16 protein-coding genes are annotated in these 15,892 nt (G+C 44.8%); 2 read left to right on the top strand and 14 right to left on the bottom strand.

Annotated elements, in window-relative coordinates; translation table 11 throughout:
- Nucleotides 1-96: 96 nt before the first annotated feature.
- The 8 genes from J2T14_RS13150 to hisB form a co-directional block, all read right to left on the bottom strand.
- Nucleotides 97-723: an FMN-dependent NADH-azoreductase gene (locus J2T14_RS13150; RefSeq protein WP_307471414.1), complete on the bottom strand. Its 627-nt coding sequence runs from the start codon at nucleotides 721-723 to the stop codon at nucleotides 97-99.
- A gap of 661 nt (nucleotides 724-1,384) precedes the next feature.
- Nucleotides 1,385-1,666, bottom strand: a complete 282-nt coding sequence (locus tag J2T14_RS13145; protein ID WP_307471413.1) for a hypothetical protein — start codon at nucleotides 1,664-1,666, stop codon at nucleotides 1,385-1,387.
- 120 nt (nucleotides 1,667-1,786) lie between these two features.
- Nucleotides 1,787-2,920 carry a hypothetical protein gene (locus tag J2T14_RS13140; protein ID WP_307471411.1) on the bottom strand — a complete coding sequence of 378 codons (1,134 nt, stop codon included), beginning with the start codon at nucleotides 2,918-2,920 and terminating at the stop codon, nucleotides 1,787-1,789.
- The gene (locus J2T14_RS13135; RefSeq protein WP_307471409.1) at nucleotides 2,907-3,461 is read right to left on the bottom strand and encodes an RNA polymerase sigma factor; all 555 of its coding nucleotides are present in this window, start codon (nucleotides 3,459-3,461) and stop codon (nucleotides 2,907-2,909) included. Before J2T14_RS13135 ends, J2T14_RS13140 begins: the two co-directional genes overlap by 14 nt.
- A gap of 107 nt (nucleotides 3,462-3,568) precedes the next feature.
- Nucleotides 3,569-3,721, bottom strand: a complete 153-nt coding sequence (locus J2T14_RS13130; RefSeq protein WP_373458148.1) for an ATP-binding cassette domain-containing protein — start codon at nucleotides 3,719-3,721, stop codon at nucleotides 3,569-3,571.
- Between the two features lie 217 nt (nucleotides 3,722-3,938).
- Nucleotides 3,939-4,301 carry a hypothetical protein gene (locus J2T14_RS13125; protein ID WP_307206543.1) on the bottom strand — a complete coding sequence of 121 codons (363 nt, stop codon included), beginning with the start codon at nucleotides 4,299-4,301 and terminating at the stop codon, nucleotides 3,939-3,941.
- 426 nt (nucleotides 4,302-4,727) lie between these two features.
- Entirely contained in the window at nucleotides 4,728-5,483 is a 756-nt protein-coding gene (locus J2T14_RS13120) for a class I SAM-dependent methyltransferase (protein WP_307471407.1), read from the bottom strand.
- Between the two features lie 331 nt (nucleotides 5,484-5,814).
- Complete coding sequence (gene hisB, locus J2T14_RS13115; RefSeq protein WP_307471405.1) at nucleotides 5,815-6,399, bottom strand: imidazoleglycerol-phosphate dehydratase HisB; 585 nt, start codon at nucleotides 6,397-6,399, stop codon at nucleotides 5,815-5,817.
- 585 nt (nucleotides 6,400-6,984) lie between these two features.
- Between hisB and J2T14_RS13110 the strand changes: the two genes are divergently transcribed.
- Nucleotides 6,985-7,389 carry a CBS domain-containing protein gene (locus tag J2T14_RS13110; protein ID WP_307471403.1) on the top strand — a complete coding sequence of 135 codons (405 nt, stop codon included), beginning with the start codon at nucleotides 6,985-6,987 and terminating at the stop codon, nucleotides 7,387-7,389.
- Nucleotides 7,390-7,934: 545 nt separating this feature from the next.
- On the opposite strand, the gene J2T14_RS13105 is transcribed toward J2T14_RS13110, so the two are convergent.
- On the bottom strand, nucleotides 7,935-9,743 hold the full coding sequence (locus J2T14_RS13105; protein ID WP_307471401.1) for a helix-turn-helix transcriptional regulator: 1,809 nt from the start codon (nucleotides 9,741-9,743) through the stop codon (nucleotides 7,935-7,937).
- 190 nt (nucleotides 9,744-9,933) lie between these two features.
- Between J2T14_RS13105 and J2T14_RS13100 the strand changes: the two genes are divergently transcribed.
- Nucleotides 9,934-10,758 (top strand): carbonic anhydrase, encoded by an 825-nt coding sequence (locus tag J2T14_RS13100; protein ID WP_307206537.1) that lies wholly within the window; start codon nucleotides 9,934-9,936, stop codon nucleotides 10,756-10,758.
- 1,151 nt (nucleotides 10,759-11,909) lie between these two features.
- Here J2T14_RS13100 and J2T14_RS13095 read toward each other — a convergent pair.
- The 5 genes from J2T14_RS13095 to J2T14_RS13075 form a co-directional block, all read right to left on the bottom strand.
- Nucleotides 11,910-12,899 (bottom strand): NAD(P)-dependent oxidoreductase, encoded by a 990-nt coding sequence (locus J2T14_RS13095; protein WP_373458147.1) that lies wholly within the window; start codon nucleotides 12,897-12,899, stop codon nucleotides 11,910-11,912.
- Between the two features lie 11 nt (nucleotides 12,900-12,910).
- A complete protein-coding gene (locus tag J2T14_RS13090; protein WP_307471399.1) occupies nucleotides 12,911-13,870 on the bottom strand; it encodes an NAD(P)-dependent oxidoreductase in 960 nt (319 codons plus the stop codon).
- Nucleotides 13,871-14,054: 184 nt separating this feature from the next.
- Nucleotides 14,055-14,411 carry a MerR family transcriptional regulator gene (locus tag J2T14_RS13085; RefSeq protein ID WP_307206533.1) on the bottom strand — a complete coding sequence of 119 codons (357 nt, stop codon included), beginning with the start codon at nucleotides 14,409-14,411 and terminating at the stop codon, nucleotides 14,055-14,057.
- A 153-nt stretch (nucleotides 14,412-14,564) separates the two neighbouring features.
- Nucleotides 14,565-15,077: a hypothetical protein gene (locus J2T14_RS13080; RefSeq protein ID WP_307471397.1), complete on the bottom strand. Its 513-nt coding sequence runs from the start codon at nucleotides 15,075-15,077 to the stop codon at nucleotides 14,565-14,567.
- A 132-nt stretch (nucleotides 15,078-15,209) separates the two neighbouring features.
- Nucleotides 15,210-15,482: a PepSY domain-containing protein gene (locus J2T14_RS13075; protein WP_307471396.1), complete on the bottom strand. Its 273-nt coding sequence runs from the start codon at nucleotides 15,480-15,482 to the stop codon at nucleotides 15,210-15,212.
- Between the last annotated feature and the right edge of the window lie 410 nt (nucleotides 15,483-15,892).

Below are 15,892 nucleotides of genomic sequence, written 5' to 3'. Positions count from 1 at the left end.
AGTGATCTGCTCCTTGTTATGGTAAGGCGGACTGGGCAGCCCCTTTACTTTTTCAATAAATTTCTAGGGAAGTTACAGTGAATTGAAAAAAGATCGCTAAAAGGAAGCGGCCGCAGTATCAACTTCTTGAAATGCCTTTGCCAAAACCTCATCTCTCTTCAAAAAATAATTCCCCTGTGCACGGATGATTTGATAGTCGACCCCCATAAAGTTGAACATTGATTTTAAGAATTTGTGTGAGAACTCAACTTCCGCATACCAATCTTGGTTCGTATAGATTCCGTCGCTCGCTTGAATGACGAGAACGTTCCTACCGTCGTTTAGCAGTCCAACCGATCCCTTGTCTGTATAGGCGAAAGTCTCTTTGGAAATCAGAATGTTATCCATGTAGTCTTTTAGCTTCGACGGGACGTTAAAGTTATGGAGCGGCATGGCGATGACGTACTTTTTCGCACTTTTAAATTGTTTAAGAATTTCCGACATACGGGAGGTAAGCCTCTGCTCTTCTTCAGTCAAGTGGCCGCCCCCCTTAATTTTTTCCCGTGCGCTCAGAAAGTCACGATCAATGCAAGGAACATGTTCCCGATATAAATCGATTTGTTCAATCGGCCCATCCGGATTAAGTTTTTTATACGTTTCCAGAAAATGACGAAGCACCATTAGGCTTACGGACGAATCGGCATCCACTTTCGGGTGTGCATTAATAACGAGTAGCTTTTCCATCTTCTTCTCTCCCTTGTCTTCAATTTCGACCTGCAGTTTGATGATTCAATTACCACTCACTTTCCCCTTGAAACACTTATTAGACAAATAACGGCTATATTTTGTGACATTTATGGCTTAGAACTCCTCATGCAAAGAAACCGACCTCCAAATCGGGCCGGTTCTTCCTCTGTTTCATAAGCTGCTTTAGCGGCCGTTTAGGGACGTTCTTTGTTTCCAGCTCCGCTTTACCACTATTTGCAATACGGTTCACCGTATTTGATCTTCGACTAAGGTAACAATTTATTATTGTTCATTTTAATAAATAGGATGTTTGCAAATAAAAATATCAAAAACGAGAAGCCCACAAAAATAAAAAGATCCAACCAAAGAGAGTCAGTTATTAAGTAAAAGCTAAAAGTTTCTGGGAAGTATTGAATTATTGGAGCTAAGGGATGTTGTTCAAGATCCGTGATGATATTTTGGGTTTCTTTGTAATGATATAGCATTACATTAAACTGCCAGTTAGCGTAGCGAAGGGCTGCCATGGCTGCCCTTCCGAGGTTGGCTACAATTTATAGGGAATGTTGCTATACTAGGATAACTGGAGCTACGAATGCTTTCGTACCCGTTTAGTTCAGTCAAAGATACCATGCTCATCCGCGATCAGAATAATAGATGTCTATTCAGTATAAGATGTCTGTTGTAAAACTAAACTTTTGATCAACAATGATTGCATTATGAAGACTTGTTTCGTTTTTTGCTTTTGAAGAGATTGGGTTTGATGAAAGAAATCTTCATCTTTTAATAATTCAATCAACGCTTGGGTGGTCGCTTTGGTGGCTAGAGTTTCATTTTCAAGTAAGTAATAAGCGACTTGGTAACCGTAGATTTCATATTGCCTTAATACATCTGCCTTTCGTAGCAGCTCTTCTCTTTGAATCGTTGTTATCTCCACAGCCACTGTACATATTCACCTCGACTAACAGCGAAACGCAGCAAGGTTGTCGAACGATCCGACAACCTCAGCGTTTCCGTTGAGTAATGGATGTTTTGCTTACTCCTATGCTTACAGGGCTCCCGCTTACAACGGCATCGCGATTACGATATAAAGGACCTTTCCATTTTCGAAATAGAGATGAAATTGGGAATAATCGCCGTCCTTATAGCTCCACTCCGTAGTCGACTTTTTGTTCGGCTCTCCAAGCTTCGCAATAACCTCCGCTTCGGTCAGTCCGACACGGATGCCGTCTTTCGTTCCATACTTCGGATCTTCAAAAAGGATGGCCTGATTCAACGCGGTGATGCCTTCGTACTGCCTGATACTATTCATCTTCTCGGTAAAAAAATTATAGTATTTTTTCTCGCTGACAAGCGGCAGGTTCTTCAGTTCTTTTTCCCAAGCTGCATAGTCTTTCCCGTTAATCTGCAGCCTTTCCCAATCATATCGATTTTCCTGCTCGATCACCTGGCCATTTTCCTGCTCCTTACGCGCCTGCTCAAAAACTCTGTCGATCTGTGTGAGCTTCGTCTCCGGCAACAGCAGTCCGTGCATCAGCAGCATGATCCCGTCGTCCACATAGAACGATTGTCCCTTCCACTCGATCGTGTTCGCCTTCAGGCGATAAGGAATTTGATAAATTTTCCCGTCTACCAAAAAACGGAGGAACACGCTCGCTTCAGGACCGGATGAAGCGGCCTCCTGAGCTTTAGCCGCAGTTAAGTCTGTTCCGTTCAGGCTTTGCAGAATAACATACTCGCGTTCAGCGGGAATATCGATGTCTTTCCCGCTCTGTGCGTCATGGATCGAAATAGTCATCTCACTCTCCGTGCTGAATTGGAGCTGGTCCTTCAGTTTTCCGGTCAACGGGACGGTTTCCGCCGGCGGCTGGGGCTCGATCTCTGGCTGCGGATCCGCCTGATCCGGAGGGATTGGATTCGGTTTGGCCGTAGTGCCGTCATTCTGTTCATTCTCGAATAGATCCGAGAGCCATCCCGTATAAGGGCCGCTTGGCAGGATGCCGCTTACGAAGATGACGGCCGCGACAACTGCCGCGAAGCCCGGAATCCATATCTTCCGCTTGCGTCCTCTCGATGGTTTGTTCATATTTTCGACTGCCTTCTCGATTACAGACATTTTTTCAGGGGTGAAGGTTTTCGCCCGCAACGGATCAGTTGTTTTCAATTTTTGCATCCATTCAGGATCAAACTCGTTCATATGCAGTACCCTCCTTCCAATTAGCCTTAACCTTCTGCCGTGCACGGGCTAATCTTGACTTCACCGTACCTTCCGATACGCCGAGCACACCCGCGATCTCTTTCATCGACATATCGTATTTTCCAGCTAAAATGAGTACCTCTCTAAACTTAAGAGGCAGCTTCATGACGATTCTCCATATATCATCGGATAAGGATTGCTCCAGCGCCTCGTGTTCGGCAGACGGACTCGTCTCCTTGCTGCTGACCCATGCCATGAGCGTCACTTTGCGCATAAACGCGGATCGCAAGTAATTCACGGACGTGTTGCGCGCAATAGACAACAGCCATGTTTTGATGGAAGACTCACCGCGGAACAGATCGATATTCCGGTAGGCACTCAAGAACACTTCTTGCGTGATGTCATCAGCCAGGTCATTTCGCTTCGTCAGGATAAAGGCCAAGTTCCAAACTTCCTGCCCGTACTTGTTCATGAGCTCGCGCAGCAATCCGGCATCCATGACCTTCAAATGTTTCCAATAGGATTCCTCCAACCTCTTCACCTCCGATGATTAGACAATGCGCTTCCCTCTCTGGTTCCATTTTTCCAAAAAAATGCGGTTGGGAGAATACATGGATTTATGGACGAAGCAGCTACTCAGGCAGATCATCAAGGAGAAAGTTGGTTCGGCGCAGGATGTACAGAATGCGTTAAGCCGATTAACAAATCTTTCTTGATGGCTAGCATACCCTCGTCTACCTGCCCATGGCCCGAAATTAACCGGAGCAGAGTTGATTTTCCGCTGCCGTTGCGGCCGTTCAAGCAGACCTTCTCACTAATAAGTTATTTCTTTAATCATAGAAGAGCAGTGCCGTACATTTCTATCTGTGTAAAGTATAGAGTAAGTTCACTGTTAATTGAAAAGGCTACCGAAAATTCGGTAGCCTTTAGCCATTGAACTAACATATTAGCTCAATCCCATCTATATATCGAGACACTGTTTTCAATCGTAATGGGGAACAGACCTCCACCTTCGGTATCATGCAAAGGCATATCTGAACAACCCATAATACAAAGGTCCGACCATGACAACAAATGTTATCAACATCCATACTCTCCTTGCCACAATCGGCAACTCCTCCAGGATTTCTTCCCCTTCATAACCTTTTAGAAGCATCGTGAATGATAGGTCCCAGAGAAAAGCAGACACGGAGATAAATTTCCAGACAGTAGGATTTAGAATAGCTGTTTCCGTAACGTACCCGAACAATCCAATCCATGTAATGATGGATACAACGAAATCTATTTTGCTAAGTTTCGACTTGTATTTTCCTTTTATTAAAAAAGTGAGGGAAGCTGTTGCGAGCAACCCTAAATAAATCGTCCATAAAACGTCAACCATACATACTCCTCATTCTTTTCTTTATACTTTTGAATATGATGACCCTTCGCCATCCTATTACTATTATAGCTAATCAAGACCATAACTGATATATAAAGGACTTTCCATATTTAGCACCTTATAATACAGAAGCTTTGTAACGCATTTAACTTTTGAAATTCTCTTCTTAAACGAAATAACTGGTAAGGACCAATGAGCAAAAGGAAACTGGATACAAGCCCAAAAAACCTACTCCATTCCATAATACACCTCATAGCTCTAGGTTTTATCGAGTTAATCTACTCAACGGTTGGAAGAATATTCATTAACGTAATCTACCAGTTAACTTAATAAAGAAATGGAGCAACTGTCGCAGCAAACTGCTCCTATTTTGATTGAACTATCGTTCGCCGTTAGCGGAATGACCCCTATTATCGAATACACTTCCTAAACTTCTCCCCAAAACAACTCGGTTTCATAGTCGAATAGTACAATCCCGTCCACGTTATTCCGAACGAACATATTCCACAACTCCGTTATCATCGGTTCGTAATTCGGATGCCCGGGCACAGGACTGTAGGAAGACGATAACATTCTGCCTTTAAGCCCTTCGAAATCGAACGATTGGCTCATTGTAAATCGCATATCTTGCATCCTGCCTTCTTTGAAGAAAGAGTTCAGTGTCGATTGTGAAATATTTTTATGATTAACTTTTTCATAGTCGGTTCCGAATGTATAAAGCAGTCGGTCGTACTCTTCTCGAAATGGGGTGCCGTGTGTCAGACGCGAGTTCCAAATCAAAACCGCCTTCCCGCCCGGTTTTAGAATCCGATGGAACTCGGCTTGCGCTGCGGACCGGTCAAACCAGTGAAATGCCTGAGCGCAGACGATATAATCAACCGACTGGTCGAGCAGCCCCGTCGCCTCTGCAGATCCTGACACTGCATGAAAGTTCGGTGCCCCTCCCAACATCTGCTCGGCGGCTGCCCGCATCGCCTGATTCGGCTCGACGGCGAACACCTTGCTCCCTCGATCTAGGAGTAGCTTTGAAAAAATCCCTGTCCCAGCACCAATGTCCGCAACATCACAATTCGCGCGCAGACCGACGATGTCGTACAAATAATCAAGCGCCTCCTTCGGATAGTTAGGGCGGTACTTCACATACGCATCGACACGGTTTGAAAACCTTTCTTTATTGTTCATCTTGAACCACTCTCCTAACTTTCTTTTTTTGGGATTTGCAATTAGCGGCTGTATCAGCCGGCTCACTAGGTTTACGCCAATTATCCCAGTATTCTTAAATAAGACAATCGCTTACAAACCTTGGCCAAAGCAAATATTCCATATATTTCTACATAAAATTTCCATTATCCTGCCCAATAGCTTAATGACAAAAAAAGCAGGCTGCCGCGGCGGCAAACTGCTCCTGGATGGGCTCTGAACTAACGTTTCGAGGGAGCGTAATCGTCAGATGTCCAATGAAACCAATTCCTCCCCCATAATTTATTACACGTAAGCGTCTATATATATTTTTTCATAATGATAACGTACCCTTCGTAGACGGAATAACATCGCCTGTTATCCTAATTGCTTTCTTCAACGCATCGCCGAATGCCACGAAAATTGCCTCATTTATATGGTGTGTATTTCTGCCGTATTCCAAATTGATGTGCATGGTTATCCCGCTATTTTGCGCTACAGCGAGAAAAAACTCTTCGGTTAATTCGGTTTCAAACTCGCCTGCTCGTGTTGACGGCATTTCCACGTTAAACACTAAAAAAGAGCGATTAGATATACTCAAATCCACTAATGCTAAGCTTTCATCCATAGGTATACGCGAACTACCATAACGGTTTATGCCTTTTTTATCCCCTATAGCCTTTTTGATTGCTTGCCCTAAGCATATTCCAATGTCCTCAACCGTGTGATGCCCATCTATCTCTAAATCACCTTTGCAATCCACATTTAGTTTTATTCCTGCCCTAAAAGCAAAAAGCGTGAGCATATGGTTAAAGAATCCAATTCCCGTGTTGATGTTGCCTTCACTGTATTCATCGAGATTAAGCTCCAGTTTAATTTCAGTTTCTTTTGTTTTTCTGTTAATTAATGCTTCTCGCACCCTAACAAACTCCCTTCATAATTGAGGTATTGCCTTTTGGAATTGCTAGCCGAATGAAATTGATTAAGACCACATCCTTTATCACTTTACTTCTCTAATATATTATCGCATTAAAGCGATAATGTAAAGTTATATAAGTCGGTCAGCCACGTTAAACTGCCTTTCGTATAGCTTATCTCCAGATCCGGGGGGTAGTCGTGTCCGAAGGATCGATTCTTGAATTGGAGCGAAGTCTGGCTGCAGTTTCTCGTTATAAAGCAACAACTCATTCAGAACGGTTATTATTTCTGCAGGTGTTAGTAGATTCAATTAGCAGAAAAACGAACGCCCCGCTAGGATGAGAATGTACTGGGTTGCAGCCCTATCGTACCATTTAGCTTAATGCTTATCGGTATTCAGACATTGGTTAACTTTCTTTGATAATTAAAAAAAGCCCGCTATTTGCACGGACTTAATTTGGACTATGTTCTTGTCTTTCGACATAACTTTTAGCATCTTTTTTCAATAATGTTAGGCATGCCCCGGTCACTTCCAGATGCGCCCCGCGACGAAATATGCTTTAATATACCAAAGGAGCGTGATTCATTGGACATCAAATCGTTTCTATATCCCAAGAACGAGGTCTCTTACCTCATGACATCCTCTAATATGAAAGAAGCCATGGATAAATTGGAGGCGAGCCACTATACGGCCATTCCGATCTTGGACGACAATGGCTTATATTTCGGAACGTTATCCGAGGGAGATTTGTTATGGAAGCTGAAAGCCACACCAGGCCTCGGCTTCGATACGATGCACGAAATTCCTGTCATCTCCATCAAAAAACGGATGAAAGTCGAATGCGTCGCGATCAGCGCTGATTTGGACGATATGCTGGCGCTGGCAGCCGATCAGAACTTCGTTCCGGTCATAGACGCCGATCGCGTCTTCCTTGGTATCATTCGCCGCAAAGATATAATCAAATACTATACCCGGAATATTACTGATTAGTTGGAAAGATCTGATCTTGCGGATCATGAAGGCTGCCGTTCACCAGGAGCCTTCTTAATGTTTATTGAGCTAACGTACCCGACGTATTATAAGGTCAGCCAGTTATTACTGGTTGACCACTTTTTATTTTGGTGGCGCATTTGTCAGTAGCCGGGGCAGATCGGTCGTACCCCTGGGTCCGTGACCCGTTGCTAAAACTGATCGCCCCTACTTGTAGAAACCATGTTTAAGCTGGTTGAGACGAACAGAACTCGCATAACAAGCGATGTTCTGGAACTATGAGCAGTGCTAAGGGGTGCCGGCAATAATTATGAGAGGGAGCGTAACAAAGTGTATCGAGACGCCCCGATAGTTTTTGTTTTATTTACATTGTGAAAAACGAAAAACACCCTAGGAACACCATCACAAATCCGTTTGATCGCTTACGGGTTGCCAAGCTCCAAGCCAACCACGGTCGGAACCAGCGCCATGCATACCACGAGGAGTGGATTCGTCTTGCGCGGCTTAGCAACATCTGAAGAGCCGGTTATCCTCAAAGACCGCTCCTAACCGGACAACAAACCTTCCGCACGAGCCTTCTCCACCGCCTCCTCGCGATTGCTGACTCCCAGCTTGCCGTAAATCGTAGAAACGTAATTGCGCACCGTTCCTTCGGACAAAAATAGCTTTACTGCCAACGTCTTATAACGCATTCCCGAATCCAGATACTGCAATATCTCCATCTCGCGTTTCGTTAATCCGTAAAGTAATGGTTCCAAAGCGGCCGGTCCTGCGGCTTCGGTAACTCTGTCGAACCGCTCGAGCATTTTGGTCGTGATTTCCCGATTAATCGCGGTTCCCCCGGAATAAACGAGACGTACTGTCTCTATTAGCTCCTGCAGTTGCGCCGACTTCAGGCAATACCCGTCAGCGCCGTTCTTCAAAGCGGTTAATGCTTGATCCAACTCCTCGAAAGTGGACATCATCAACACCTTGATTCCCGGATAAGCTTGCTTGATTGTCTGTAGAGCGGAAATTCCGTCCATGACAGGCATTTGCATGTCCATGAGAACCAAATCCGGATTCGTTTGCTCGCAGACCCTAATAGCCTCAAGCCCGTTCCCGGCGGTTGCCGCCACATGGATACCTTCCTCGTTATCCAGCAAGGTCTTTAATCCTTCCAATACGATCGGCTGATCGTCCACGATGACGACATGAATGACTTGCTTGGATTCCTCCGATTGATACGGCAGGAAGCAAGTTACGATCGTTCCGTTCCGAGGATCGGACTGGAGCTGCAGGCTTCCTTTCAAGGCTTCGAGCCTATCCCGCATTCCCGTTAGGCCGAATCCGGGCTGCAAAACTTCACATCCCTTTCCGTTATCCCGGATCTGCAATGCAATACGATCCTTCTCGAAGCGAAGCGTAACGGCAATGTGATCCGCCTGGCCGTGCCGAACCGAGTTGGTCAGCGTCTCTTGCAAGCATCGCATGAACGTGAACCGGCCTTGCCGGGATACAGGGATAGAATCCCCCGACTGCTCCAGCTCAATCTTCACACCGGTCTGCTGCTCAAAGGCCCTTGCGATATCATCCAGCAGCGCCGGAAGCGGCAAGTCCGTTTGATCCGTTTGAATATCGTGAATATGCCTTCGAATGTCTTCGAAGCCTGCCCTCGTCAGAGACAGGAGCGTATCCAGCTTGCTCTTCTCCGTGCCGGGAACCATCGACCCGCGAAGCGACTCCATGCCCATGATCAAGGATGTGAGCATGTGTCCGATCGTATCGTGCATTTCGCGGGAAAGCCGATTGCGCTCCTCCAGAAGCGTTATTTTCTCAATCTGCTTTATATTTTCCTCCAACATTCTGTTCTGCTCTTCGATGATTTTGCTTTGCTTAGATGAAGTAATAAGCAACCGAAAGGCATAGCCCAATCCGTAAGTCACGCAATAATTGAAAATAATCCCGAATACGATGGTGTCCCAAGAGTAGTTCATATGCCAACCAAGCCATGCCGGAAAAGCGAAGGCCGTCAATGGAGCCAGCCACATTAACGCATAACCGGGGCTGTTGTAACCGATCATGAAAGAAATCGGGAGGAGATATAAATGGGTGTCCGGGTTCGATTTATTCAGCAGGAACAGAATGACTCCGGGAAGTAAAAGCTCGCACGCAGCATACAGATTTTGATTGATCCGCATAACCAGGTACGGAACGGATATGACAATGAGAGCAATAACCATCTTGATCCAGAACGGAAAGCTCCACTGTCCTTCCACTTCCCATAATAGCGCAATGATAGAAATGCACCAACAAATCCTGAGCGCAATCATGAACCATTCGTACCATTCCCACCGTGCCATAAAACCTCTCATGACGTTCCCTCCAAGTTGCTTCATTACATTCGATTATATCCTGTAGTCACATCGGCTGTAAAATAATATGACAATCTATCATAGGCAAACAGTGACGTTTTATAACTGGACGATATGATCCTCGTTTATGTTAAATAATAGTGTGGAATCTTCCACGACGAACTTAAACGAAGAAACGAGGAGAATGTCAATGAAAAGAAACACAATAATTCGCGGTATAATAGCTGTTGTCCTTATTCTACCGATGGCAGCGTGCGCTGCTCAGAATAGCGCTATGCCCAGCTCCAGCCCCAATGCCAGTCCCAGCACAGGTATAACGGCAACGAAGCCCGCCCATTGGTCCTACTCTGGCGATACGGGCCCTACCGAATGGTCGACTCTGGATACGCAATATGCCGGATGCGCGGATGGAACCGAGCAGTCCCCTATCGATATTGAGCTTTCTCAATTAAAAGTAGACAAAGAGTTAGGCAAATTCGAGACCAATTATAAACCGACCTCCTTCACTCTGATGAACAACGGACATACCATTCAAGCGAATGACGCATCCGGCAGCAATACCATTACTATTGAAGGCAAAGTTTATACGCTCGTCCAGCTGCATTTCCATAAACCTAGCGAAAACCAAATCAACGGTAAAACTTTCGATATGGAGATGCATCTTGTACACAAGAATAGTGAAGGCAATCTCGCCGTGCTTGGCGTTCTAATCAAGTCAGGCGGCGAAAACAAACAATTGGCGGAAATATTCTCAAAGCTCCCGAAGGAAGAAACCAAGGAAGATCTCAAGCTGGATCAAGTCATTGATTTGAACGAGCTGCTGCCGCAAGATAAGAAAGCATTCCGGTATAAAGGCTCGTTGACGACGCCTCCTTGCTCGGAAGGGGTGGACTGGACCGTGTTGGAAGAACCGATAGAACTATCCGATAAGCAGATCCAGGCGTTCGGCGCTATTTTCTCCGACAATCATCGTCCTGTCCAGCCGCTTAATGGCAGAACGGTTGTCACGAAATAATGCCTGCGACCGCTGCGGTATGGATCAATAAATAACCTCAGCCGTTGGTTATTTTGTCCAAATGGTCATCGAACTATCCTGCCCGTCAGCTCAACAAAAAAGGCAGCCGATCGTATTTGGCCGGCTGCCGCGGTGTTGTTATTCAGCTATTGTATCCGTTACAACAGCTGCCAATCGAAATCACCACCTGGAAGAGAATATCCCATTCCTCTACATTGGGACCAAGGTAGCGTGTTAATAACCTTATTGCAATTTCTTTATTATTCGTTACCTGTTAGCAAGAAGTTAAACTTGCCTTTTCCATATTTCAACTATTAAATATCCCAATATTATACCGCTCACCATAATGGCTTCGTTGATGTTCTTAATTAAGGTTGTGAAAAATAGCCAGTAACAGCGCTTCTTTACTGTTCGTGTTGTACGTTTTTTGTGCTTCTAACATTATGGAATGCTTTCATGATTCTTTAGTTGAAAAGAGTTGCCTAATCGCGATTGCTATCGTAACCTTTAAAAGGAGTTACCTCGAGTCAAGCTCCTCAACTCTTATTATCCGTCCTCTTTCAAGGTTCAATGTGAACATTTGTTGCATACCATTTGCCTTTCTTCAATTTTATCGTCAAAGTAACAGGTTCTTCAAAGCCAAAGTCTCCTGGAGTGTACCGCTGTTTTACCCAGACTTTTGCATAACCAAACAAGTGTAAAGAAAATGGAGTCCCAATTCCATGAGATTTGGGTTTGTAAGTATAGTTAGAGGAAGTTAAATGCCGTTGTAATGGATTAATACGTTTATAGACGTCTGAATGCATGATATTGTGATACTCCACTTCGTTTTGCATTCCAACCCGAAGAATATTTCGGACGTCCCGAGCAATCCAAATAGAAAACAAAATATATATTGCGCAAAATAATAAGAGGCATAAAAAAATCAATCGCTTTTGTTTCAGAACATTTACACCTCCGCTGTCGTATATTCTTTTAACGCTCCCTTAGCTTGGAAAGTTGCGTTATCCTTCCCGTTCGCTCACCGAGGCTGCCGTATTATGCCGGGGTTTTTAACCCTCATTGCATTTACCTCTCCACATTCTATACGGTTCTACCCGCAGTCTGTAACGGCAAATTTTAAGGCCATCCCACAAGGAATAGCCTATTTTTTATGGACGAGCACTAGACTTCTTGAAGATTTCAATGAGGCTGGTGAAGCTATCATCGGCATGACCACTCGCAATACCACGTTTGAAGACATCTAGAACGGCGGCGGGTAGAGAAGCATCGATGCCAGCTTCTTTGGAGGTATGAACGACGTGCTCGATGCTTGCCAAACCCATAGCAAGTTTTTCAACGTCGCCATGGTGCTTACTTGTGTCGATGCGAGGGGTGTAGAACTCAAGTAACTTAGGCAGAGTGTACAGGATTTCCGAGATGTATGGCAGCATTTGTTCAGCCGTAATGCCGTTCGCTCTCGCCACTGCAAGGGCGTGAAGGTAGCTGAGCATTGCAGTCCAGAAGACATCTATCTGAATTTGGTAATACAACATGGCAAGTCCTGGATCTTCGCCCTTATAATCAGTTCTAGTCAGCACCTCAAGAGTCTTCCTGTGAGCTTCGAAGATGTCACTTGGACCGCTATAAAGTGTAATAGACTCCATATTGCCGATTTCTGAAGGTGAGGCTAACACGCCACCGTTGAGATGCCAGGCTCTGCGTTCAGTTAACCACTTCGCTGCTTCGCGGACTTTCTCCGGAGTATCCGAACTCAGGTTGACAATAACTTTGCCGTAAAGTTTCTCCGAGACAGATCCGAATAAAGCGTACATAGCATCATAGTCCGTTAGGCTGAGAATGACCAATTCGTTGGAGGCAAGAGCCTCGTTGACCGAGGATGCCCTAATGGCCCCCTGTGTCACAACCTCGTCTGCTTTGCCTGGAGTTCGGTTCCAAACGGTCACCTTATAACCGCGATTCAAGAAAGCGCTAACCATCGCCTTGCCCATGGGACCTAACCCGATAACCGTGACCGATGAGCGATTTCCACCTGCTTTAGCATCACCAATTGACTCGTTGTTTGTTTTCTTACTTTGGTTACTACTATCCAATGGAGAAACTCCTTTCGGCTTAAAATTCAAATCGGTGATAAATACCATATTATAATTCTTTATCCCACCCGTTCCGACTTCCTGAGTAGCTCAACCAGTGATGCGATGCTGTGGTCTCGGTGACCTGACGCTACCGCCCGTCTAAGGAGATCATGCATGGGAGCATGCCATGTGACGTCAATGTTTGTCTCCTCGCCGATCTCAAGGTCGTATGCGATAGACTCATGGAAGATTCCGACAGAGGAGGCTGGCTTGGTGTAGTCACCCGCATCGATCTCCTCCGCAAAACTCGGCAGGACCGATCCGATCATCTCTAGCCATTTAATAGAATACGGTACCAGCGAGCTTGCCTGCATGCCGCGTGCCTTGATGAGGGCGGCACCCTGGAAGAAACCAAGAAGAGCCGGGAGCAGCGTTCCTCCCACGGCGAACTCGTAAAGTTTTGCGAGGTCCGGTTCCTTACCAAGGTAGACGGTGTCGCCGCCTAGCACCTTCAGCGTCGTCTCGTACTCGTCGAACGTAGCCTTGTCGCCACTGTAGTACAGGAGGGTGTCCGGTTTCCCTACGGCTGCAGGTACATTTTTGACTGCTCCGTCAAGGAACCTCGCACCGTGTCCAGTTGCCCAAGCGGCCATCTTGCGAGCACCTGCAGGTGTACCAGAGTTCAGAGAGACTAAGGTTCGGCCAGCCATTCCAACTCCAGCTGGTTCCATTGCCTGGATCGTGGCATCATAAGTGGTAAGGCAAGTAATAACTAATGTGCTTGCCGAGATTGCGTCCCCGATCGTATCCGCGTGTACCGCACCCATGGCAATGAGGGGAGCAGCTTTCACGGCACTGCGGTTCCAAACCGTAGTCGGAAATCCTGCTTTGATGAATGTTTCGGCCAGTACCGAGCCCATATTGCCCAAACCGATGACTGATACTGATAAGCGATCCTCGCCCACCATCATTTCCCCGTTAACGATAGAGTTGTCACTCGAATTTTCCCCTATACTACTTTGATTTTTCCTCTCCAATTGAAAGACCTCCCACAATAAATTAGTTAATTTTCGAACCGCAAAACGCTCTTCTCTGCGTGTTCAAGCCTGATTCTAAAGTATTACACTAGTGTTAGGGTCAAGAGCTACCGCAGAAATTAAAAAAAACGACCACAGAGCAAATAACGATGCTCCATGGCCTTTGTGCGAATAAGTGCTATTTCTATTTTTTTGACAACGTCAGAGAGATTTGACGTTTCAATAAACCCTTCAATTGTTGAAGTGCCGCGATCTGTCGATCAACTTGAGCCAACTTCTCTTCGTACATGGCCAGCATCACTTCGCAGTACTCGTAATCGTCAGGATTTGCGATCTCTTCATTGAACAGTTCTCCGATTTCATCTGCTGTCAACCCGAGCTTCAAGAATAATTGGATCGCCACGACTCGATCGATGGCAGACTCGGCAAAACTCCGATAATCGTTATCTAACCTAACGGCTTGCAACAGTCCTTTTTTTTCATAATGCCTGATGGAGCGAATGCTGACGTTGGTCAACCGGGATAACTCGCCTATTTTCACCTTTCATGTACCTCCTTGCTTGTGCGCCGATTGCTATGCCGCTTGCCTATTTCTCTTCTAGCGGTTTTTGTGAATCTTCACCCCAAAGGGTAAATATTTCAAATATTTTTCACGAATTGGATCAGTTTAGGTCTTACTTCTAGGTGCTTTTAGTTATTTATCTGCTTGCCAAATGAAAGAAATTTTTTCCCCTGTTTCTGCATCATAAATATTTGTGATTAATGGGTTTTTGATCTTCTTTCCTTCGTAATCAAGTTCTTCGTACGATTTTAATTGGATAACATAAATCATTCGATGAGGATCGATTTCGTAAATAATTTGATCCGTATAACCTTGGTTGTAGCTATCTTCGTAAGTCATTAGTGTCTTCGTTTTGTATTCAGCATTTTCTAATTTCTTATCTGGAACAAATCCGGGGAGTTCTTCAACCTTTTTGAATTCACCAACATTTTTGTGTTTGTTACCTTTCAACCTTATATCATCCAGCTTTTTTGTTGTTTCATTATCCGCTTTAATTTCTTCTTTGGTCTGCTTATGGGGTTTTCCACCAATTATATCTTTTACTAAATCATCAGAAGAAAAGTCATTACTTGCATATGCTATCGCACCTGAAACTAGAGTAGCGGCTAAGGTCATTCCGATAATGCCAAGTTTTTTGATTTTCATTATTATGCGCCTCCATTTGTTAGTTTAGTGAGATCGTATTACTAGCTTTAGACGGTAGAAGTTTTAAAATAACTGGGAGGCTTTTTTCATTTTGATGTTGACGCATAGTAGTTGAGTACACAAACCATGTTTCTATTCTCCAGTTATAGCTTTGATTATCTCCCCCGTCCTTTTGTCAATATGGAGCCAAAGTAGTTCTGGCATGGAATTGGTTGGTCCAAAACGCACAATCCAATAATTATCTTCTTCTGCCGTGTTTACAAGTTTCCAATGAGAAGATTCATTTTCTTCAGCTACATATTTCAAAGCAATTTGTTCTGCTTCCGTTTTAGTTATAAAGTTAGGTGTTGTGCAACCAGGTAAAAATGCGGCTAATAAAACCGATATTAATATTGCTCGCTTCATAATTCGCCCCCTTTTATCATCATTAATTAGACGAAAAGAAAGTAGTATTGTTGCGATTCCTGCCCGTTAGCGTGGAAAAGGCAGCCGTTCGGCCGGCTGCCGTGGTGTTGTTATTCAGCTATCGTACCCGTTAACATCCATGCCGCTCACGCGACACCACAGATAATGGAAGCAAATGCGTTCTTCCATGGGAGCGTAACGAAGGGCTACCATGCAGAAGCCATTTCTGTGTTCAACTATTACCAGTTAGCTCAATTCCAATCAGGAGGAGTTGGTAAGATATATTGTCCGAAAAACCATATTCCAAAAACAGCAATAATTAAGACAACCAGCAAAATAAGAATGATTAATCTAAACCACCATTTCTTTCTCAGAACATCTCCTTCATGTCTTTATGTGACTAACGTGTT

It is taken from the genome of Paenibacillus harenae (assembly GCF_030812415.1).
In the GTDB taxonomy this organism is placed as follows: Bacteria; Bacillota; Bacilli; order Paenibacillales; family Paenibacillaceae; genus Pristimantibacillus; species Pristimantibacillus harenae_A.
This window is presented reverse-complemented; position numbering and strand designations above follow the sequence as displayed.